An 18326-nucleotide genomic window follows, 5' to 3' on the forward strand; every position below is an offset into this window, starting at 1 on the left:
GGAGCGGGATATGCCCCGGCAAGCCGGGGCATAGAGCACGAATTGCGCAAGCGCAATTCAAATTCCGGCGCAAGCGCCGGAATAGAATTCCGTAAACGGAATTCTGAAAGGAATTAAATTCGCGCAAGCGCGAATTGGGGGCACCCGCGCAAGCGCGGTCGCCGGGGCTGGCAGTAAGGGGAGGTGCATCGCGCTCGCGCCTGTGTAGGGCTTGGGATTCCCAGCCAGCACCCCCGCAACGGAGGTGACGGATCGTCGGCCTGACAGGGTGCCGGCCCGCCGCAGTGACGGGCTCCGCTGCGCTCCACCCGAACCCCTCCCCCATCCTCGAAATCGTCCACTCACGTTCACCAATACCCCGCCAACATACCCTATGAACCGTGCGCGCGGGGCGAGATTCAGCCAAGTGTCAGCCTACAGGGGGAAGCTATCGTATGGATGATGCATCACTGGTGTTGACTGTGTAGAGTCTGGGATCAGACACCACCACCCGGCTCGCCACTCACCGCGCCGGACTCTCATTCCTATTACGCGCCGCATTCCGCGAAAAGGAGAACACGGGAATGGCCGTGAAACTGCGTGAACACCAGATTGAGGCCGTAGCCGCCATTGTGCGCGGCCTCGATATCCCGCCGGGCGGCATTCCCTGGAATGGTCTGCGCGGGCAGGTGCACGCCGCGTGCGGAACGGGAAAGACCATCATCGCGGCGGCCTCCGCGAAAAGGATCGTGCTCAAGGGCCGCATTCTCGTAGTGGTGCCGACCCTGGATCTCCTGGCGCAGACCGTGAAGGCGTGGAGCGGCGCCGGGCACAAGGGGCCGGCGGTCATGGTGTGCTCGCCGCTGGACGATCCGGAGCTGTGGCACCTGGGCGTCCGGAGCACCACCAACCCCGTGCAGCTGGCGCTGTGGCACTCGACAGGGCCGGTCACCATCTACGCCACCTACGCGTCGCTGGGCGTGCTCACGGAGGCGTTCGAGGGCGCCTACGGCCAGAAGCTCGCCCCGGTGGACCTGGCGGTGGTCGATGAGGCGCACCGGACGTCCGGCTCGATGGGTAAGGCGTGGGCGGATATCCACGACCAGACGAAGATCCCGGCGCACCGCCGGCTGTACCTGACGGCGACGCCGCGGATCTGGGAGGAGCGGCTGAACCGCGAGGTCGCCGAGGGGGTGCGCGACCCGCTGCCGCGTGAGATGGCGGCCTCCATGGACGACGAGAAGGTCTTCGGGCCTGTCCTGTACAAGCTCTCGCTCGCGTCGGCCGTGTCGCGCAAGTTGCTGGCGCGGTATCAGATCATCGTCCTGGAGCTCCAGGACCCGGTCGTGACGCCCGAGCGGCTGATGGGCGAGGAGCGGCACACCGAGGAGGTCCGCGGGCAGCGCCTGGGCGCCCTCCAGGCCGCGTTGCTGCACACGATGGAGCAGCACAACCTCCAGACCTGCATCACCTTCCACCACCGGACCATAGAGGCCGCGGCGTACGCGGAGGGCCTGGAGCGTGTGGCCAAGCGGCTGCACGCTGACCAGCCGGAGAAGTACCCGGCGGAGATCTGGGCGGACTGGCTGTGCGGCGAGCACGTCCCGGAGCGCCGGCGGGACGTGCTGGGCAAGTTCGGCTCCACCGCCCGGCGGGCCGTGCTCTCGAACTGCCGCGTCCTGGGGGAGGGCGTGGACATCCGGGCCGTGGACTCGGTGGCCCTGCTGGCCCCCAAGGGCGCGCCGCACGACATCGTGCAGGCGATCGGCCGTGCGCTGCGTCAGAAGCCCGGAGAGGGAAAGCTCGCCTCTCTGATCGTGCCGGTATTCCTCCAGCCCGATGAATCGCCGGAGGATATGTTCACCTCGGGTTCGTACCGGCCTTTGGTGAAGGTATTGGAAGGTCTGCGGGCTCACGATGAAGAGGCCGTGGAATTGCTGGCGATCCCGCAGGAGCCTCAGAAGGACGTCGCGCAGCCCTCCGAATACATCGGTGCAGCGCCCGGTGGTAACGAGGAAGAAACCCGTCTGCTGCTCCGTTTTGCGGCTCCGCGTGATCCGGTGATGGTCGCGAACTGGGTCAGCTTCAACGTGATCGATACGGAGCGGCAGGACTGGGCGAGGGGCTGGGCGAAGCTCAAGGAGTTCACGGAGCGTGAGGGCCACGCGCGGGTGCCGTACGAGCACAAGGAGGGCGCGTTCCCGCTGGGGACCTGGGTCGCGGAGCAGCGCCGCGCGTACGGGGCCGGGCAGATGAACGGCCGGCGCGCGGCCCGGCTGGAGAAGCTGGGCATGGCCTGGTCCGCGACCGATGCACGGTTCCAGGAGAACCTGGCGGCGGCCCGCGTGTACTACCAGGAGCACTGGACGCTGTGCGCTCCCCGGTCGGCGGCGGCGCTGGACAAGCCGGTGGGGCAGTGGCTGTCCAACCTGCGTCGTCCCGGCGCGCTGGCCGAACACCCGGAGTGGGAGGCCGCGTTGAAGGCGATCGACGAGGACTGGAACCCGTCGTGGCCAGCTGAATGGCAGCGCCACTATGCCGCGCTGCGCGAGCTGCTGCGTGACGAGGAAGGCCCGGCGGAGGTCCTGCCCGGCTTCACCGTGCACGGCATGGACGTAGGGAAGTGGCTGGCCCGGCAGCGGAAGCCCGAGGCGTGGGCGGCCCTGGCCGACGGGCAGCGCGAGCGCCTGGAGGCCGTCGGCGTCACCCCGCTCGCCGCTCCGGCCCTGGTGGAGCCGGAGGTGTCCGCGGAGCCGTCCATGACACCCGTGAGCGCCTTCGAGAGGGGCGTTGCGGCCCTGGCGCAGTACAAGGCCCGCGAGGGCTCCGTGAAGGTCCCCAGGGGCCACGTAGAGCGGATGGAGGATGGAGCGGAGGTCAAGCTCGGAGTGTGGATCATGAACCAGAAAGGACGCCGAGCCAAACTGACCGCCGACAAACTGCAGGCGCTCGCCGCACTCGGACTCGAATGGGCAGCGGCGTAGTGCCACGGGGTGGGCCGCAAGAGGAAACTCTTGCGGCCCACCCCGTGGTCAAGCTGGGTTGCGGTCTTACGCGGGAGGCAGGCCTGGAAGCACCGTGCCGGTGTACGCGGCGAGCACGCTTCCTAGGGCTCCACTGACGACGGGAGAGTTGAGGATGCCGACGATGGATCCGCCCCAGCGCTGAAGCCTGCTGGGGTCAGGAGAGCCGTTGGCGGCCTCGGTTTCGAGACGCGTGGCGAGCTGAGTGAATTCGAGAGCGTCGTCTTCCGGCAGTTCCAGAGCAGGCGCAGCCTGGCGCAGTGCGCGGGCGAGCATGACGACCGCGGCGGGGTCGATCCCGTCCTTGTTGGTCGTGGCGTTCATGGTGAAGTCACGGCTGTTCGCGGCGATGTTGCCCGTGTTCTCCCCGATGTTGAACGTCGTGTTGCCGATGCTGTTTCGACGCTCGTACGCGCTCACGTCGCCATCGAAGTGCTCCACGCAGTCCTGCCCTTCTGCCGTGATTTCAGCCCGTACGGGCCCTGCGGTCTGACCCGTCTTGATTCCTGTGATCAGTGCCTTGGCATGGAGATAGTCGCTGGCACGGTCGATCTCCTCCGGCGTCAGTCGCCCTCCCTCGTGGAGCGAGTGCGGGGACTGAAGGACGTTCTCCACGACGGGATAGCCCGCGCCATCATTCTTCTGCTCCCACAACCAGGTCAGCAGGCCCTTGCGAGCAGTGACACTGCGCGCTCGGGGATCAGCGCGCCGGCGTTGGCGTTCTTGTACCCATTGCATTCCCCGTGGCGTCAGGTTGGCTGCTGGATCACCCATCGTGGCCCAACGATCGCTCAGCAGGCCCCAGTCCTTGCATGTCAGCAGGAGGCGGAAGGTCTGTTGCTCGTCGAGACCATGCTGTTCGCCGAAGGCGGTGATCGTCACGTACTCCGTCGAATTCGCGGCCGTCTGTTCGTGGACCCACTCCACAAGCGGCTCATGTAGGGCAACAAAGTCGATCGCCATGGACCCGCTCCTTGCTCGGTGCTGCAGAGCCCATAAGCGTAGAAGCACCCACTGACAACAGGAGCCTCATGACGGACGGGCACTGCTCCCCGTCGGCCGACGGGAGGACGCGCATCGCGGGCAGTCAGCGCGGGCTCGGGCTCACCTCCAGCCGTTCCAGAACCGCTACGACCAGGCAATGCGCGACGGCGACGCGGCCCGGTTCGCCGGGATCTGCCAGGGCAAGCACGGCCGCTGAGGACAGATCTGCGTCTTGCCCGACGGTCATGAGGGCGCGATGGAAGCACCGGACCCAGGCCCTACACGCACTGAGGTGCGATGCCCGGGGTTCTGAGCATGCGGCATGTGCGTGTAGGGCCTGGGATCTTGGGGCGCTCCCCCGGTGAACTACGTGGTGGCCGGGGCGGGTTCGGTGAGGCGGTCCAGTTGGGTCGGCGCAGACTGAGAAATCGAGCCGCGCGGTGACGGTATCTGGCGCTACGGTCCAGAAATAACGACCACACGCTGGCAGCCCGCTCTCCGACCGCGAGGCCGGGCTTCCCGTCGACCGAACAGTCCATGAAGGAGTTCCCGAGCACCTGGAACCGGGACTGCGATCATGGGTGCGGGACTCGGTGGTGACGGAGTCCCTTGTCCACCGCCTTCTATCTCCTGGCACTCCGGCTGCCCTGTTTGAGGTAACCGCGGACGATGGCCTCCTGGCCGCTGCGAGGTCGGAGGTAGACGCGCTGCTCCGCTGCCTCGATCTGAAGCCGGTTGAGGAAGCCAACCGTCTCCTCGGTGGCAATACTTATACCGGTTCGGGGCGTCCTGCCGACCAAGAGATGCTTGGGGCCGAAAGGCAACACGATCGCGGTTGAGTCGCCAATCGCAACGTTAAAGGTGGTTCTGGTTTCACTTTGCTGAATCGCCAGGGCCGGGGTGTCGCCCAGGAGGAACTCCCCGGCGGCGGGCACCAGGATCTCCAACCCTGCGCTGCTGATCATCTCCTTCGCCTTGTCGAAGGTGACCTCGATACGCGCCCGGAAGTCCGCACCGTTCTCAAAGTTCTCCAGGTGCGGGCTCAAGATCTGGTCCGCCGCCGCGGCCAGGCCCTGCGGTCCGGAAAGGTGAAGTCCGCTGCGTTGCAGTACCGCAAGGCGCAGCAGGTCGGACTTGTCTGTAAGCAGGGCGGTGCGGTGCTCGGTGTAGACCTTGGCGAAGGTGCGCTCATGGACGTAGCGGTAGTTCAGCGAGCGGACCAGGTGCAGGGCGATCAGGTCCTTCAGAGTCTGCACATGCTGCTCATGCTGGAAGACGTCGCCCCGTTCAACCGCGCGCGCGGCGTCGGGTATCTGTGTCTCGAGCTTGCCCCACACCTGTTCCAGAGAGGCGGAAGCGAAGCGTGCGAAGTACTTGACCTTGCCGCACTCGCGCGGGCTCGCCATCTTGTGCAAACGGTCGGGGTGGTCAAGGTTGAAGGGCACGAGCTTGAGCCCATGACTGCCAAAGGGAGTGGCGAAGCGCTTGAGTAGCACTTTGGAGATCACGTGCTGACCAACCACATGGCGATCGGCCTCGGGCCGGAGTTCCTCGATCCGGGCATCGATCTGCTGCGCCGCCACCAGCCACGGATTGGATGATCCCTCGTTCATACGCCCAGTGTGGCAATCAGGTCCGACAGGCGAGACGCATTTTCCGTCTGCCCTCAGCGCGTGATCGCCCGACAGCCGTAGTCGGCAACCGCGCGACGCCAGGTTCGTCCTTGATTCACGCTCAGCATCGGATCACCTCCGGCGGCTGGCGAGCGATGTAGCGGACTGCCTGCTCAGGGGTCCGCACGCTGTCCGTCAACGGTCGATCGAACTCATCTGGTCCAGGCCGCTCTCGCGCATGATCTGCCGGACGGTGTCATCCAGAGTGCTGGCCGCGCCGATCACGGTCTCCACGGCGTCGGGCAGCAGGTCCATCTCCCGGTACCAGGCGCACAGATGGTCCTCGGTGACGTGCTGGAGGTACTCGGCATCGGATTTCGTCGCGTGCCGGAGCACTGTCTCCTCGAAGGGCACGTGGAGGTAGTAGCACCGTGTGACGCCCTGGTGGGCGCGGACCAGGTCCTGGAGCATCGTGCCGTAGCGGTCGGCGTACAGGATGCCCTCCAGGACGACGTGGAAGCCGTGGTTCAGGGCGTAGCGGGCGGTGAGGTCGATCAGGCCGATGTTGGCGCCGCCGGGCCGGTCGCGTTCGCGCAGCACGATCCGGCGGAGGTTGTCCTGGGCGACGATGGCGAGGTTACGGCCGAACTTCTCGCGCAGGCCCGCCGCGACGGACGACTTGCCCGAGGCGCTGTTGCCTCGGAGCACGATCAGGCGCGTGTCGCTAATCCCCACGGTGCCGTGCGCGGTCTCAGTCACCCGCGGCTCACCTGGATGCGGTTCTCGTGGAAGTGCTCCCAGTCCATGACCAGGCGGAAGCGGCGGTGGGCCTCCAGGCGCTCCGCGTCGGCCGGCTCCTCGCCGCGCTGGACACCGGCGTCGCCGGACTTCACGAGTTCCGCGACAGCGAGCCGGACGTCGTCGACGTCCTGGCTTGTGGCTGCCGCAAACCGGTCCAGGGAGGTGAGGGTCTCTGCCGGTTCACCCAGATCGCCGACCATGAGGTCGATGAGGGTGTCAAGGAGCGGGCCGGTGCGCATCGTCCAGCGGATCCCATCGAGGCGCTCGGTGAGTTCTGGGTCCAGGGGCAGCAGGTCGCCGGGCAGCGGCAGCGCAGCGGGTATCGACCACCGGGTGCCGTCCGGCATCTCCTCACGGCGGGCCAGGCCCCACGTCAGGTACAGCTCGGACAGGCCCCGCACGGTGGTGGGCACCGGGAAGCTGGCGGTCGTCAGCATGGCGCTGAACTGCTCCCAGCGGGCCGCCTCGCATGCCTCACGGCCCTCCGGCGCGGCCTCACGCTGTCCCGGGTCGGCGGCATCGCACTGGAGTGTGTGAAGGCCCTGGGATCTCGGGGGCGTCCGACCGGTCATTTCCTCCAGGAGCCTTGGGGGTTGCGCTCGGGCATGTGGCTAGGGTGAGCGAGTCGGCTGTTCGCTGCTTGGGCGAGCCAGGTGGCCCATCGGTCGATGAACTCGTCCAGGTCCCCGATGACGAGGGGAGTGAACGGCCAGGCCACCTGGTGCATGCCAAGAGTGGGGCTGATAGCGGTACGTGACTCGTGGTGGGGATCGAGTGCGAAAGGCTTCGTGGTCTCCGCGACGGGGCGGAACGGCGTGCTCATGAAGGCCGTCTCGAACCACTGGTACTGGTCCTCCGTCTGCGCGTCGGCGTACCAGAGGGAGTGGCTCCGTCCGCCGTACCCGTGATGGTTGGCGGGGACCTTCAGCGAGAGGGTCGCGGAGGCGATGACGTCGAACGGCACTGGCGTCTCAGTAGTACGCCAGACCTCAGGGGCGGTCTCCCTCGGTCCGGACAGGGTCAGCTGGGCGTCGTTGATACGGACGGTCCACCCTCCCTGCTCGCCCTTGCGGACCTCCGCGCTCGGGGCAGCGTTCGTGAGCGTCGTGAGGAAGCTGTCGGCAATGAAGGCGAAGGAGGTCGTGGCGGCCTCGACCAGGGCCTTGCGGCGGTCGGCCTCGGTGGCATGGGCCGAAGCCCGGCGGTCGGTTTCGGCTTGGCGTGCGACCGCGCCCTGGTTGGCCTCCGCGAGCGCGGCCAGCCCGCCGGAGAGTGCGGCGGCGGGGATCTGGCCCAACCGGGCGAGCACGTTGCCGGCCGCAGGGCGCGCCTCGGGCGCCTTGTAGAGGCATTCCGTGATCAGCGCGGCCAGGAGCGGGGGTGCGGTAGTGAGCGGTGGCGGGGTTCCGTGCAGGTGCTGCTCCTGGTAGTCATGCTCGGCCGGTCCGGTGAAGGGTCTCGTGCCCTCCAAGAGCTCGTAGGCCAGAACGCCCAAGGCGTAGATGTCGGTCGCACCGGTGGCCCGTTGGAACTTCCAGACCTCGGGTGCCATGTACGGCAGGCTTCCCGCGCCCTTGTAGGTGTGCTGGGCGGTGGTCGCTTCGGCGTAGCGGGCGATGCCGAAGTCGGCCAGGCACCAGCGGCCACCGAGCAGCAGGATGTTCTCCGGCTTGAGGTCGCGGTGGACGACCTCGCGGTCCTTGAGGTCGGCGAGTGCTTCGGCGACGTCGGACAGGACGGCGACCGCCTCGTTGAGGGGCAGCTGGCCGTACTCCTGGAGGTGGGCGCGCAGGGACTTCTCGGCGCGGGGCATCACCAGCACCCACTGATCTTCGTGCTCACCGCTGTCGATGGCCGGCACCACGTTGCGGACGCCGTCCAGGTTGGTGAACAGCATCTCGCGCTCGGTACCCGGCGCCTTGGGCACGAGCTTCACCGCTGCCTTGTCGCCGGCGGTGTTCTCCGCCTCGAACACGGCGCCGAAGCCGCCATCCCCGATGCGGGCGCCGACGGCCCATTCCTCATTCAGTACCAGTCTCATGGTGCGCGTTGTCTCCATCGTCAACTGCTGTCCCGTGAGTACGGTTTCGCCCCGATTCTATAGTCTCAGCCCCCGCTGACATCGGTGATCCGTGTTGTCCCGCACGCCCCGAGTCGAGGAGCGGGATGACGCCGTGATCGCCTTGCCCACCGGGCGGGGTCCGTCAGCCAACCGATGGGCCCGGTGACGGTGTGATCGAGGCAAGACCTCAACTCTCCCTCTGAACTGCCCCGTTCACCGCGTGCCCCACCCACACCATGGACATCATGCCGACATGAACCCCGCACTCGCCGTCGACTGGACCCAGACGCGGCACCTCCCCGCCGCCGGACTCGTCCTCGCAGCCCTCGTGCTCGCCGGCGTCATCTGGTCCACCCTCTATGGCCGCGTCAAGTCAGACCGCCGACAAACCGCACGCGCAGCACTCGGCGGCGTTGCCGGCGCCACCATCTTCGTCCTCCTCTTCTGGCAAGGACCCTGGTGGTTCGATGGCCTGCACATCCGCAAGGTCGACCTCCAACCCGCCGACGGCGTAGTCATCACCGGCTTTCGCACAGGACTCGTAGCACTCGCCGCCGGACTCATCGCCAGCGTCACCCTCTACTACACCCATAAGAAACACCAGCTCGAACAACAGCAGTTCGAGCAAGCACAGAAGCAGTTTGCTGAGAACCAGGAGCAGTTCGAGACGACGCTGCGAGAGGCCCAGGAGCGTGATCAGCGGCAGGCCGAATTGACGCGAGAAGGACAAGTCACCGGACGCTACGTCGAGGCGATCAAGCTGCTGGCGGCTGAAGGAACCCACGAAAAGCTGGGCGGCATCTACAGCCTCGAACGGATCATGAACGACTCGGAGAAAGACCGAGGCACCATCGTTGAGGTACTGGCCGCCTACATCCGACAGCGGCTGGACGGAACTGCGCCCGAGAGTAACTCCATCCGGCTCATGGCCGAGGATGCTGCGGCCGCAGAGGAACGAGACGAGGTCATCGACCCCGACCAACCACCCCTACCCCTAGTGCCGCTCCCGGAAGACGTTCGAGCAGCACTCAGTGTCCTCAGCCGCAACTGGACAAAGACGGTTCCTCGCCCAGACCTGCGCAGTCTCGACTTCGCCCACTGGGACGCCAGCGAAGCGCAGCTAAGAGGAGCCCACATGCCGGGCGCCGAACTCTCCGGTGCGCAGCTAGAAGCCGCTTCACTCAACGATGCTGCCCTTCAAGGCGCGATGCTGTTCAGGACCAAGCTGATGAAAGCAGACCTCTCCGGCACCCGCCTCGATGAGGCCACCCTGTCAGAGAGCAACCTTCATAAGGCCCGGCTAGTCGGCGCGACACTCGTCGATGCCAACCTTGATGGCGCCCAGGCGGACGAAGCAGATTTCGAACGCGCTGACCTCACGGACGCCTGCCTCCGTCGCGCTTCGCTGAAAGGAGCAACGTTCCGCTTCGCAACGCTCACCGAGGCACGCCTGAGAGCAGCCCACCTGTGGAATGCCGACCTCACCTCAGCCATCGGCGCAACACTCGAACAGGTATGCGAGGCCTACATCTACAGCAGCACCAAACTGCCCGCAGACATCGCCAATCACCCCTCTGTGCAAGCCCGCATCTTGGAGTGCGAAGAAGCCAAAGCCAACCGCGAGATCCCACCAGCTTGGAAGCCACCGACCTCCACTACCAGCACGGACTGACCCCCGTACCAGGCAGCGGCTCCCGCGCAACGACGAAGGGGCGCGTCGGCGCGGCCAGGTGATTACACCGGGTGTTGCGCATCAGCGCAACACCCGCTGACCTGGGGGTATCAGGCTCCGGTCGGCGAACGATGGACATGGCCTCCATGCTGATCGCCGCATACTGCCAGCGCACCGGCATGGCCGTGGACACCCTCGCGTCGTACCTCCAGACCCGGCAGCAGCGCAGCCGGGCGGCCGGCCCAAGGGATGCGGACCGGCATGAAGTCGCCGGGATGCTCGGCACGCCGCTTCCCCCCGAAGACGACCAGGACGCGCGGAGGCGGTTCTCGTGCGGCCAGGGGTATGCGGAAGGCGGGCTGATGGCTGAGGCCGATGAGCAGCGACTGTTCACCGAGGCGTGTCTGCACGGGCTGCGGGCCCGGCTGTGTGATGACGTCGACGCACTGGACGGCTATCTGCCGCCGCACGTCGCGGAGCTGGCGCGGAAGGTCGCTGGGGTACTGGAGGTGCCGCAGCCGGCACCGGTGTGACGAACGGGGTCGCGGCGTCGTTGGACGGTGCGACCGGGCCCCGGGGATGTCATGGCTGATTCCCCCGGGGTCCGTGGTGTCGCGGCTGCGGGTCAGGGCGCGCGGTCGGCCGTGAGCCACGGACGGTGGAGTCGGAGTCGTTCGTTGAAACGCACCGCCGTCGGCCAGCCCAGCCAAACCCCTCACACGGTGGGTCCTACGGGCTGCTGGCGCTGCGGAATTCCCCCACGGTACGCCGTAGCTCTTGCGCGACCTCGAAACGGTTCAGGCCCTTGGCTCGGGCGTAGCGAGTGACGGCGTCCTGGGCTGCGGCTGCCGCGTCGCACCAGACCCGGCGCTGATGAGTGCGTTCGTCGTGGCGGTCGAGCAGTTGCAGTTTCCGGCGTTCGAGGTCGGCGGCCCGCTGCAGGGCAATCAGGGATGCGGGCAGGCCGGTTCGGCTTGTGCTGGCCCCGGGGTCGGGCGCTGGCACGTCTGCTGAGCCGGGCTCGACCGTTTCGGCCGCTGGTGCGGGCGGCTGGGCGGGAATCAGGGGTGCGACGTGGGTGCCGGCGTAGCTGGGCCGGTCCGGTGTGTGGGTGGGTTCGTACTCGCGGGGGTTGGTGCGGGGCTTTCTTCGTCGGGCGCGGGAAACCGGCCGTCTGGTCGAGGTCGCGGAATATGCGGGGCTGCGGAGCGTAGGACTGCACGGGACTCGTCGGTGAGTGTCACCCGTCGACGGGTTCCCTGGGAGGGGCAGCACGCGTTGATGACGGGGCGGATGCCGGTCGGGGTGGGCCAGTTCACGAAGACCACTCCCTACTGCGGCCAGCCCGGGGACAGAGTCCCTGGCAGGTCGCATTCAAGACGCCTGCCCCCACCACTCGAACACACCGGGTCCCGGCCGCGCCGAATCCCACCAGGCGAGAAAAACCCCGGCCACCTCGTGAGACATAGACAGACATATCGTCCGAATACTGGCAGCCTGTGTGTCCGTCACTCACCACGCTGAGGACCCCACCGCATGGCTCCCGACACGACCCCCGGCGTGCCGAAGACGGCGGTACGGATGAGGCGCCTGTCCATCGTGCTCCTGTTGCTCCAGGTGAGTGAACCTCCCCATTGTGCTCCCGGGCACTGACAACGGGCCCCCAACACAAAGCAGCGCTCCACTGCCCGGCACGCGGCCGGCCCCCACGGTGCGGCCCCCAGTCGGGCCCCGAGGACGTCATGAGTGATCCACGGGGCCCTGAGCGTCTCCGGGCGCGGACTAGTTCTCTTCGGCCGCCGTGGCGGCGAGCCAGCCAGCGGCTTCGGCGTCGGTCAGGAGGAGCGCCTGCGTCTGGTGGGCGGTGCAGTCCTGGACGACGTGGACGCGGCCCGGGTGCGTGCTGGGCTTCGGGGCGGGGCCGTCTATCGGGGCGAGCCGCTGCCAGGTATTGGCTGTGACCCGCGCGAGGATCACGGTGGCGAACTGCTCGCGGGCGGAAGGGGTAAGGCCGCCTCCGTCGGCCCGGCCGTTGTACAGGACGTGGATGCGGGCCTGGCGTCCCTCATGCTGCGCGGGATCGGCATCATCCGCTCCGAGCACACCCTCAAGGACGCGGTCCGCTACGGGCAGCGCCCGACCGCCGAGTTAATCGACGCCTACGACATCCAATCCACCGCGATCCGTAACGAGCTGAATGGATCGTCCTTACGTCGTGTCCGGCAAAGGAGACCACGTTCGGCGGGTACCTCAGCGGTTTTCGGCCGGGGAAACGTACAACGTCAACCCTGGCTTTCCGCATCGCTGGCTGAGCACGTTTGCCCTCGGCAGGACGCCGGACGTCATCCGTTCCCCTGTCCAGGCCCGAAAAGCGGACAGCGTCTCTTGGCTGTTGAGGAACGACCCCAAGTGCGCCGCGACTTCGGCGAAGCCCACTCCCAGCCGTCGCAGCGAAATCTCCACCTTGACGGCGTGCGGCGCAGCGTGGTTCCCCGTCAGGAGAAGGCTTCCCGCAGGCAGCGAGGGCCTCCCCAGCAGTCGCGTCAGGGAGTCGAACCGTTCCCCGGCGCACTCAGTCACCGTCCTCAGGCAGGTGTCCGCCCGCACTGCGAAGTACATCCGCCGCTCCACCGACTTTCTGCCGCATACCAGCCCCGCGAAGACGGGCACGAGCGCGTCGCCGTAGGCCGCGCAGAAGGAGTCCGGCAACCAGTCCCGCGCCCGGATCGGGTCCGCCGCGTCCACCTCCGGGTACACCTTGACCTGCGACAGTCCTTCGTCATCGGCCGCCAGGCCCAGGAAGGCCCCGAAGCGGCGTGGTCCCTGCATGTGGCAGCCGCCCCAACGGAGGAGTACGCGCGTGAACTCCTCTGCCGTCGCACTGGGGAGGCACCGTTTCGCCAGCCGTTCGGCGTCCGTCAGGCTGCGCGCCAGGCGTTCGACAGGCGGGCAATTTCGGTCGTATCCCTCCATCGCGACCCGCAGTGTGCGCGGGGCCTGCGTGTCGAACGACCACTCCACTGGCGGCGCTCCCGGTGCTAGCGTGTTCTCCGTCCAGCCAAGATCGGGCACCGACGCCAGCAACGCGGCGGCGTCAACCGGCCAGCGAATCTGCCACCACCTCCGCCACCTCGTCGCCCACCTCCGGCGTCAGGACGGTGAGCATGCTGACGAGTTCCAGGTGGTCGGCGCTGGTGAACTCGGCACCGGTGAAGACTTCGAGCAGCACCCCGGCCGCCTCGTGCTCGGGCGTCGTGGGATGGGTCGCCAGGTCCAGCAGCACGTCCCACAGCGGCCCGAAGTCGACGTTCCGCGAGACCATCGCGTCCCGGCGGCAGCGGCGCGTCAGTGCGAAGTCGCGGCAGCGCGAGGCGGCAGCGGCGAGCGTGATCGAGGCGGACGCGTGGAGGTCGGTGTGCTTAATCTCCTCGATAAGGTCTTCGGCCTCCGCCAGTCGCGCGGCTGCCTGGGTCGTGTCGCCCGCTCGCCGGAAGGCCGCGGCGGCCTGGCCAACCAGTCCCGCCAGGCGGGCGTCCACCTTGTACCGCTCGAAAGCCATCTCCTCGCGCGACCGCATGTAGCCGCGGAACGCGTCCCAGCCCATGCTGGCCTCACCCTCCATGAACTCGCGGTAGCGGTGAAGTTGCACTGCCTTCTCGAACGCCGGTACGTCGCCGAACTCCGCGCTCGCGACGGCGAGCAGCGCCGCCCGCTCCCTGCCTGCCTCGTGGAACGAGTACACCGCTCTTGGCCTCATCGAGCGGTTCCGGCCCTGCAGCGACTCAACTTCTGTTTCGATCTCAACGTTGATCCTTCGCCCGGCCACCGCGCGCAACGCCCTGAGCCCGGCCTCGTCACCCGTTTCGCGCGCCAGGTGGGCGAGCGCGGGCAGCAGGTGTCCGATCGGCTCGGACCGCCAGCGCCGCAGCGTCTGCACGGTGAGGGGCACCGCCCTGCGCCCCCGCCGCCGCTGCTCGCCCCAGTGCGCCACGGCCTCGGCGAGCGAGGGCCAGGTGCGCTCGGCCAGCGCCATGGCCAGATCGCAGCGTCCTCCGGCGGCGACCTCGAAGAACAGGTCCGGGTCTCGGATGACGACGGCAGCCTCGTCCGGGAGGCCCGCGAAGAGCAGGTGACGGGCGGCCCGCTGGCGAATCTTGGACGGCCACTTGTCGGACTGGTCGGGCGGTGGGTCGCCGCCGAGCGCCTTCACCACGGCGGCGGCATGGGCCCGCGCCTGTTCGCCATCGCCGCGTCTGGCCGCCCCTCGCGCCAGCACCGCCCTGATGACCGGCTCGTGCAGGTCCCGGGCCGTCTCCTGGCGGCTGAGTGCAGGGGCGATCGTGTGCTTCAGCACCGCCGGGTCGCCAGTGTCCAACGCGATGATCGTCTTGCCGGTGACCCGGAAGAACGGGTCCTCCAGCCGTTCGGCGAGCGCCGCACCGGTCGCCAGGGTGCGGGCGCGCTCGTCCCCGTCCTGCCAGGCGGCGATCTCGGAGTAGGCCCGGACCGTCTCCATCGGCGACACCCTTTGCAGCAGGTCGCACACCGACAGCGCTAGGTCGACCTGGGCCAGCTGGCAGCAGGTGCGGACCAGCGCCAGCGCCAGGCCGATCCCGCAGCTTCCGTGGAAGGCGTCGATGTGCTCGCCGACGTAGTCGAACTCGTCCTCCAGGCTGTTGCCCAGCCTGATGATGAGCGGTTCGACGATCTCCAGGGCCTGGTCGCAGTCCCCCTGGTAGGCCAGGTAGTTCGCGTAGTGCAGGCACACCCACATGTCCGGGTCGTCCTGCCACAGCGCCCGGACCACGTGGTCGCCCAGCGAGCGGGCGAACCGGTCCGGGTGGGCGATCGCCGCCAGGGTGTGCGCGTGCAGGAGCGCGGCCGAGGTGGTCCGTATCGAGTGGGGTCCGGTCGTCAGCAGTTGCTTGGCCGCTGCGAGGTCGCCGAGCAGCGCCTTGGCGATCAGGTACGCCTCCGGGACGTCCGGCAGGAGGAAGGAGACGTTGAAGGTGTCGCGCTCGCCAGGCTCCCGGCCGAGCGCCCGGTCGGCTGCCGCCCAGTCCCGTTCGAACACTCGCAGTACTAGGTCGGCCAGCAGCCGGACGTCGCCGAGGCTTACCAACCGTTCCCGCGTCAGCCACGACAGCAGCTCCGACACCGCGCGGGCCCGGCGGTACTCGTCGTCGATCCACAGCGCCGTCAGCACCGCCGCGTACGGCACGGGCCCCATGGCTTGGTGCAGGGCGATCCAGCCGAGCATCGAGTGGTCGGCGAGCCGGCACAGCCGGGCCGCCTCCGTGCGGTCGGCCGCCGGTCCGATCCGTGCGAGCAGCAGCCCGGCCAGCTCGGACCAGCCTTCGGAGAACTTGCCGTCCTCCACCCGGGCCAGCTCGTCCAGACCCTGCCGAAGGCCGTCTGCATCGCCGCGCACCGCCGCGCCGAACGCGATGAGCAGGAGCCACATCAACGAGTCGTCGCGCGTGTAGGTGCGGGCCCTCGCGAGGCCGGCCTCCACCCCGCGCGTGGCCGCCAGTTCTGTCGGCGTCACGGTGTCGGCCCGCGCCCGCTCCTCGCTCAGCCGCAGCGCCAGCACCGCGAGCCTGCCGTGGTCGCGCCGCTCGATCGCCGTCCGCACGCCGAACACGATCGTGGAGAGGGCGAGCGCATGCCCGTCACCGGCCGAGACCAGCCCGGACTGCGCCGCGAGGAAGCTCCCCGACAGCGCCAGCCGGTACACCTCCGCCGTCAGCGCCTCCCGCTCCCCGCGCGTCAGGGACGGGCAGCGCAGCGCGAGCGCGAGGTGGTGGGCGACATTACGCAGGAAGTACTCGTCCTCGCACCTGGCCCAGTTGTCGCCCCAGGCGTCCACGGCGTAGCGGACGATGCGCCGGTGCCCTTCCGCGCAGTCCAGATAGGGGTCGTTGCCGTGGACGAGGAAGTCGCCGAACGAGGGGTGGAACAGCCGCCACAGGCCGTCCGGGCCGACCGCCAGGTACTGGCCCATCAGCCGGAAGAAGTCGTGGATCTCGGTACGTGGCAGGTCGAGGATGTCGGCGAGCTGCGCCGGTGCCAGGCCGTTCTCCTGGGCGGCAGTGACGACCGCCAGGCAGGGCCGGACCCGGTCGCGCCAGTACCTTTCGCCTCCCGCCTGGCCGGGCGGCCGGACCTCCCTGCTCATGAACTGCCGGTACAGGCCGATAAGGCCGGATGGCAGGTCCTGCCCCGCCAGGACGTCGTCGGCGGACCGGCGGCCCTGGCGAAGCTCCTCGGTGACGTGCCGCGCGTAGAGGAAGTTCGCCCCGCTAGCCTCGGAGATGCGCCGCGCGAGCCCGGCGCGGTCCTGCCCGGCCAGCGCCGACAACCGCTCGAACGCGTACTTCCGCACGTCGTCCTGGTCGGGCGGCTCGTCCTCGACCAGGTCCACCACTGGGCCGTGACCGGCCAGCGGCTGGCGCGGGATGCGTGGGTCGGGCCGGGTGGTGACCAGGAACCGCAGCGGCAGGTCCGGCAGGTGGCCGAGGATCAGCCGGGGGATCGTGGTGGCGCTGTCGTAGGCGACCGCCTCGTCCAGGGCGTCCACGACGACCAGCGGCTCGCCGGGCAGCGTCACCTGCTCCAGCGGGCGGCGCACCAGCAGGTCCAGCGCCTCGTCGGCGCTGCTCTTCTGGATGGTGATCCGCACCAGGCTGACCTCGGCCCCCGGCTCCACCACCTGGGCGGTGACCTCGCCGCGCACGATCTGGACCTCGACCGGCGTGCCGGTGAGCTGGGCGTGGATGCGGGTGAGGGCGTGGAGGAACTCCGGCGACCAGGCGGCGAGCGCCTCCGACAGCCTCTCCACGAACCGGACGGGGTCACAGGTCGCGCGCCGTTCGGCCCTGCAGTGGTGGGCGATGAGCCGCACGTCCGGCGGCAGCGCGCCGGACCGCGCGGCCAGGTCGTCCACGAACGCGGTCTTGCCGGTGCCGGGCGACCCGGTCACGGTGAACATCGAGGTGCCGTCCTCCCACCAGGCGGCCAGCCGCTCGCGTAGCCAGCGCCGCCCGATGTAGGGGTCGGTCACGGCCGGTCCCCGAACAGCTCCAGCCCGGTCACGCTCCCGCCGGACTCCACCACCGTGACGTCCTGCCTGATGGTGGCGACCAGGCTCGCCGCGCGGGGGGCGCGGACGCCGGTGAGCCGCCCGCGCACCCGCCGCACCGTCTGCTCGACCTTCGCCTCGGTGACGGCACCGGCGCGGTCCTCGCCGGGGGCGCGGAGCGGTTCGCGCAGCAGCGCTTCGAGGATGTCCCGCAACGCCCCAAAGAGCAGCCGCAGATCGTGCGCGTCCTGCGCCCGGTCGTCGAGCAGGGGCAGGATGCCCTCCCGCAGCACGCGGACGGGTTCGCGGACGGCGTCGATGTCAGCGCGCGGAGACCGGACGGAGGCCGCCGCCAGCCCCAGCGCCGCGCCGCCCGGCACGGTGATCTCGTCGCCCTCGGCCGTCACCACGGCCTGGGCCAGCGCCGCCAGGTCCTCTGCGCCGGACCGCAGCGGAGCCCAGGGGAGTTCCTCCAGCCGCATCAGCCGCTCCTGCCCGAGCCGTCCTCGTAGCCGACCGCCTCGCCGCCCTCTCGGACGGTGTCGATCCGCTGGTCGACGTGCGCGCCACCGCCGGACGGGGGCGCGCCGCGCACGCCGACGACGCGGCCGAGGACCTCGCGCACCCGCTGGGACACCGAGACGTCGCCCGCCGGAGCGGCCGTCTCCCGCGCCGCCCGCCAGACCTCCAGCCCGATCCAGCAGCCGAGCGCGACGGCCAGGCCGCCCGCGACCGTCAGGCTCCAGCGCCCGGTGAGGATGTTGGTGAGCAGACCGACCGTCGCGCCGCAGAGCGTCGAGCCGCCCGCCATGAGGCCGCGTGTCCGGCGCTCGTTCATCGCGACTCCAGGGCCGTGGACGAGGGGAGTTCGATTCTACGCGCGGGGCCGCGAATTTCGGTGGGGAACGCGTGCCCTAACGGCTACCGGCGGGAACGCGTGCCTCGGCGACGACGGCCGGGGCGTCCTGCTGGGGCACTTAGTTAGCGTGCGGGCCATGGAATCCACCCCTATGCCCGAACCGCTGAGGCTGGCGATCCACCACCTGGTCTCCGAGTCGGTCCAGAACTGCCAGGAGGTGCTGCGGTACACCGAGCCCGACCAGGCGCACAC

Annotated in this window: 14 protein-coding genes; 4 read left to right on the forward strand and 10 right to left on the reverse strand. The window is 68.8% G+C overall.

Annotation, left to right across the window (positions count from 1 at the left end; translation table 11 throughout):
- Positions 1-563: 563 nt before the first annotated feature.
- Positions 564-2963: a DEAD/DEAH box helicase gene (locus tag ABT147_RS42105; RefSeq protein ID WP_351416671.1), complete on the forward strand. Its 2400-nt coding sequence runs from the start codon at positions 564-566 to the stop codon at positions 2961-2963.
- A gap of 66 nt (positions 2964-3029) precedes the next feature.
- On the opposite strand, the gene ABT147_RS42110 is transcribed toward ABT147_RS42105, so the two are convergent.
- The 5 genes from ABT147_RS42110 to ABT147_RS42130 all read right to left on the reverse strand — a co-directional run bounded on the left by ABT147_RS42110 (position 3030) and on the right by ABT147_RS42130 (position 8441).
- Positions 3030-3965, reverse strand: a complete 936-nt coding sequence (locus ABT147_RS42110) for a hypothetical protein (protein WP_351416673.1) — start codon at positions 3963-3965, stop codon at positions 3030-3032.
- A 644-nt stretch (positions 3966-4609) separates the two neighbouring features.
- Complete coding sequence (locus tag ABT147_RS42115; RefSeq protein WP_351416676.1) at positions 4610-5599, reverse strand: DUF4238 domain-containing protein; 990 nt, start codon at positions 5597-5599, stop codon at positions 4610-4612.
- Positions 5600-5794: 195 nt separating this feature from the next.
- Positions 5795-6358, reverse strand: a complete 564-nt coding sequence (locus ABT147_RS42120) for an AAA family ATPase (protein WP_351416678.1) — start codon at positions 6356-6358, stop codon at positions 5795-5797.
- Positions 6355-6972: a DUF6042 family protein gene (locus ABT147_RS42125; protein WP_351416680.1), complete on the reverse strand. Its 618-nt coding sequence runs from the start codon at positions 6970-6972 to the stop codon at positions 6355-6357. Before ABT147_RS42125 ends, ABT147_RS42120 begins: the two co-directional genes overlap by 4 nt.
- Positions 6969-8441, reverse strand: a complete 1473-nt coding sequence (locus ABT147_RS42130; RefSeq protein WP_351416683.1) for a serine/threonine-protein kinase — start codon at positions 8439-8441, stop codon at positions 6969-6971. Before ABT147_RS42130 ends, ABT147_RS42125 begins: the two co-directional genes overlap by 4 nt.
- Before the next feature lie 274 nt (positions 8442-8715).
- Between ABT147_RS42130 and ABT147_RS42135 the strand changes: the two genes are divergently transcribed.
- From ABT147_RS42135 to ABT147_RS42145, 3 genes are all read left to right on the forward strand, one after another.
- Positions 8716-10134, forward strand: coding sequence for a pentapeptide repeat-containing protein (locus ABT147_RS42135; RefSeq protein WP_351416685.1), 1419 nt, complete (start codon positions 8716-8718; stop codon positions 10132-10134).
- A 137-nt stretch (positions 10135-10271) separates the two neighbouring features.
- Positions 10272-10667, forward strand: a complete 396-nt coding sequence (locus tag ABT147_RS42140; RefSeq protein WP_351416687.1) for a hypothetical protein — start codon at positions 10272-10274, stop codon at positions 10665-10667.
- A 244-nt stretch (positions 10668-10911) separates the two neighbouring features.
- Positions 10912-11148: a hypothetical protein gene (locus ABT147_RS42145; RefSeq protein WP_351416690.1), complete on the forward strand. Its 237-nt coding sequence runs from the start codon at positions 10912-10914 to the stop codon at positions 11146-11148.
- Between the two features lie 768 nt (positions 11149-11916).
- Here the strand turns inward: ABT147_RS42145 and ABT147_RS42150 are convergent.
- The 5 genes from ABT147_RS42150 to ABT147_RS42170 form a co-directional block, all read right to left on the reverse strand.
- Positions 11917-12237, reverse strand: coding sequence for a hypothetical protein (locus tag ABT147_RS42150; RefSeq protein WP_351416692.1), 321 nt, complete (start codon positions 12235-12237; stop codon positions 11917-11919).
- A gap of 147 nt (positions 12238-12384) precedes the next feature.
- Positions 12385-13107: a hypothetical protein gene (locus tag ABT147_RS42155; protein WP_351416695.1), complete on the reverse strand. Its 723-nt coding sequence runs from the start codon at positions 13105-13107 to the stop codon at positions 12385-12387.
- Between the two features lie 121 nt (positions 13108-13228).
- Complete coding sequence (locus ABT147_RS42160) at positions 13229-17197, reverse strand: NACHT domain-containing protein (RefSeq protein ID WP_351416697.1); 3969 nt, start codon at positions 17195-17197, stop codon at positions 13229-13231.
- Complete coding sequence (locus ABT147_RS42165) at positions 17194-17697, reverse strand: hypothetical protein (protein ID WP_351416699.1); 504 nt, start codon at positions 17695-17697, stop codon at positions 17194-17196. The genes ABT147_RS42160 and ABT147_RS42165 overlap by 4 nt, the downstream gene beginning before the upstream one ends.
- Positions 17697-18053 (reverse strand): hypothetical protein, encoded by a 357-nt coding sequence (locus tag ABT147_RS42170; protein ID WP_351416701.1) that lies wholly within the window; start codon positions 18051-18053, stop codon positions 17697-17699. Before ABT147_RS42170 ends, ABT147_RS42165 begins: the two co-directional genes overlap by 1 nt.
- Positions 18054-18326: the final 273 nt, after the last annotated feature.

The sequence above is a fragment of the Streptomyces sp. NPDC001868 genome (assembly GCF_040297125.1).
In the GTDB taxonomy this organism is placed as follows: domain Bacteria; phylum Actinomycetota; class Actinomycetes; order Streptomycetales; family Streptomycetaceae; genus Streptomyces.

What these genes read in the sequence shown, in the direction of transcription:
- ABT147_RS42105 (WP_351416671.1), top strand. Translation starts at nt 564, where the DNA reads ATGGCCGTGAAACTGCGTGAACACCAGATTGAGGCCGTAGCCGCCATT.
- ABT147_RS42110 (WP_351416673.1), bottom strand. Translation starts at nt 3,965, where the DNA reads ATGGCGATCGACTTTGTTGCCCTACATGAGCCGCTTGTGGAGTGGGTC.
- ABT147_RS42115 (WP_351416676.1), bottom strand. Translation starts at nt 5,599, where the DNA reads ATGAACGAGGGATCATCCAATCCGTGGCTGGTGGCGGCGCAGCAGATC.
- ABT147_RS42125 (WP_351416680.1), bottom strand. Translation starts at nt 6,972, where the DNA reads ATGACCGGTCGGACGCCCCCGAGATCCCAGGGCCTTCACACACTCCAG.
- ABT147_RS42130 (WP_351416683.1), bottom strand. Translation starts at nt 8,441, where the DNA reads ATGAGACTGGTACTGAATGAGGAATGGGCCGTCGGCGCCCGCATCGGG.
- ABT147_RS42135 (WP_351416685.1), top strand. Translation starts at nt 8,716, where the DNA reads ATGAACCCCGCACTCGCCGTCGACTGGACCCAGACGCGGCACCTCCCC.
- ABT147_RS42140 (WP_351416687.1), top strand. Translation starts at nt 10,272, where the DNA reads ATGGCCTCCATGCTGATCGCCGCATACTGCCAGCGCACCGGCATGGCC.
- ABT147_RS42155 (WP_351416695.1), bottom strand. Translation starts at nt 13,107, where the DNA reads ATGGAGGGATACGACCGAAATTGCCCGCCTGTCGAACGCCTGGCGCGC.
- ABT147_RS42165 (WP_351416699.1), bottom strand. Translation starts at nt 17,697, where the DNA reads ATGCGGCTGGAGGAACTCCCCTGGGCTCCGCTGCGGTCCGGCGCAGAG.
- ABT147_RS42170 (WP_351416701.1), bottom strand. Translation starts at nt 18,053, where the DNA reads ATGAACGAGCGCCGGACACGCGGCCTCATGGCGGGCGGCTCGACGCTC.